Source organism: Photobacterium sp. OFAV2-7, from assembly GCF_022347985.1.
Taxonomy (GTDB): Bacteria; Pseudomonadota; Gammaproteobacteria; order Enterobacterales; family Vibrionaceae; genus Photobacterium.
Genome location: NZ_JAKRFQ010000776.1, coordinates 1 through 2523 on the forward strand (window position 1 = coordinate 1; position 2523 = coordinate 2523).

At 53.5% G+C, this 2523-nt stretch carries 2 protein-coding genes; both read left to right on the plus strand.

Annotated features, from left to right (window positions below):
• The coding region (locus tag MHN01_RS24385; RefSeq protein WP_239413965.1) for a 2-deoxy-5-keto-D-gluconate 6-phosphate aldolase domain-containing protein at positions 1-644 on the plus strand (644 nt) is incomplete at its 5' end.
• Positions 645-659: 15 nt separating this feature from the next.
• Positions 660-2510: a 3D-(3,5/4)-trihydroxycyclohexane-1,2-dione acylhydrolase (decyclizing) gene (gene iolD, locus MHN01_RS24390; RefSeq protein WP_239413966.1), complete on the plus strand. Its 1851-nt coding sequence runs from the start codon at positions 660-662 to the stop codon at positions 2508-2510.
• Positions 2511-2523 lie beyond the last annotated feature (13 nt).

A 2523-nucleotide genomic window follows, 5' to 3' on the forward strand; every position in this document is an offset into this window, starting at 1 on the left:
AGGACGTGCTCAATGAGGTTACCGGCAAAGGCTGGTGGATTGGCCGCCCGGTTGAGCTACCGGCTTCCCGTCCGCTTGAAATGGAGCACGGCAATATCGGTTCGCAATTGGTTAGCTGGCCGTTGGAACATGTTGTCAAATGCCTGGTCTTTTTTCATCCCGATGATCACCATGCGCTGAGACTGGAGCAGGAAAAGCAGGTTCAGGAAGTCTATGCAGCTTGTTGTCAGTCAGGTCATGAATTGTTGCTGGAAGTCATTTTGCCAGCCGGAATGGAAAAAACGGATGCCTTGTATCTTCGAGCGATGCAGCGCTTCTATAACCTGGGCGTCAAACCCGACTGGTGGAAATTGCCGCCGATGGCAACAGAAAGCTGGGCTCAGGTAGAAACATTGCTTCAAGAACGTGACAAGCATTGCCGGGGCGTTGTGTTGTTAGGTCTGGATGCGCCGGAAGCTGAATTGCAGGCGGGCTTCAATGCAGCAGCATCGAACTCGGTTGTTAAGGGGTTTGCGGTAGGACGAACCATTTTTGGTCAGCCATCCCGTGACTGGCTTGCCAATAATATCGACGATGCCGAGCTGATTGAGCAAATCAAGCGCAACTATCACAACCTGATCACTCTTTGGCGTCAGCGCGGATAATAAAGGAGCCTAGCAATGACTGCAACTACGATTCGCCTGACGATGGCTCAGGCTCTGGTCAAGTATTTACAGGCACAGAAAGTCGATATTGAAGGTGATATTCAGCCACTGTTCGCCGGTGTGTTCGCTATCTTTGGCCATGGCAATGTCGCGGGCTTGGGCGAGGCGCTATATCACGCCAACGATAGCTTGCCGACTTACCGTGCTCATAATGAACAGGCAATGGCGCATAGTGCGATTGCCTTTGCCAAGGCCAATAATCGTCAGCAGATGATGGCGGCAACCACATCGGTAGGGCCGGGGGCATTGAATATGGTAACAGCGGCGGCGCTGGCTCATGTCAACCGCTTGCCGGTACTGCTGCTACCGGGGGATACCTTTGCGACTCGTGAACCGGATCCAGTTTTGCAGCAGGTGGAGAGCTGGGCCGATCCGACCATAACCCCCAATGACTGCTTCAAGCCGGTCAGCCGCTTCTTTGATCGTATTACTCGTCCTGAGCAGCTATTGAATAGCTTGCCGCAGGCGATGCGAGTGCTGACCGATCCGGTAGAGTGCGGCCCGGCAACCATTGCTATCCCGCAGGATGTTCAGACCATGGCGTTTGATTATCCGGTGCACTTCTTTGCTGAAAAAGTACATAGGCTCCGCCGTCCCGGGGTGGATGATACCGAACTTGAGCAAGCACTGGCGCTGATTAAGGCTGCCAAGCAACCTTTGGTGGTAGGTGGTGGTGGCCTGCATTACTCGCAAGCTCTGGAAGAGTTCAAAGCATTTGTCGAAGCCTATCAGTTACCGGTTGGTGAGACACAGGCTGGTAAAGGAGCTTTGCCATGGGACCATCCGTCGAACCTGGGAGCTATTGGTGTGACTGGATCATCTGCTGTGAATACGTTGGCCAGTGAAGCGGATGTTGTTATTGCAGTCGGAACAAGGCTGCAGGATTTCACCTCAAGCTCGAGAGCGTTGTTTAAGCCCGATGCCAAAATTATCTCGCTTAACGTCAACGGTTATGACGCAACTAAGCACTATGGCATCCCGCTGGTTGCTGATGCAAAACGTACCCTACCAGTTTTGAATGATGGGCTTGCCACTTGGCAGGTGAGTAGTCACTGGTTGGAGCGCGCACGACAACAGCGAGATAGCTGGAACGAGACAGTGTCTATTGCAATGACAGATCGCGGCACTGAACTGCCGACCGATGCCGAGGTGATTGGTGCGGTGAACCGCAGCGCAGGTGAGAAAGATATCGTTGTCTGCGCCGCAGGCGGCCTGCCGGGTGAGCTGCATAAGCTCTGGCGAACTCGATATGACAAAGGCTATCACCTCGAATACGGCTTTTCATGCATGGGTTACGAAATTGCGGGTGGCCTGGGCGTGAAAATGGCCAAGCCGGACTCTGAAGTCTTTGTGATGGTTGGAGACGGCTCCTACCTGATGTTGAACTCGGAAATTGCCACCTCAGTGATGTTGGGACAAAAACTGATACTGGTGGTGCTGGATAACCGAGGCTACGGCTGTATCAACCGACTACAGCAGGCCTGTGGCGGGGCAGGGTTCAATAACTTGCTGAAAGACTGTAACACCGTCGAGGCAGGGGCTCCCAAGACAGATTTTGCTGCCCATGCAAAATCGCTTGGAGCACAGGCAGAGAAAGTCGGCAACATTGCCGAACTGGAGCAGGCACTGGAGCGTGCCAAGCAAAGCAACAGCACCTATGTGATCACATTGGATACCGATCCGCTAAGCACGACGGAGTCGGGCGGTTCATGGTGGGAAGTGGCTGTGCCGGAAGTATCGGAACGTGAGCAGGTTCGGGAGGCCAGAAAACGTTACGAGTTGGCCAAGCAGCAGCAAGTGATCTAAACGAATAGGCATA

Bases quoted from the DNA above. Each gene is read 5' to 3' on its own strand.
- iolD (WP_239413966.1), top strand. From the start codon at position 660: ATGACTGCAACTACGATTCGCCTGACGATGGCTCAGGCTCTGGTCAAG.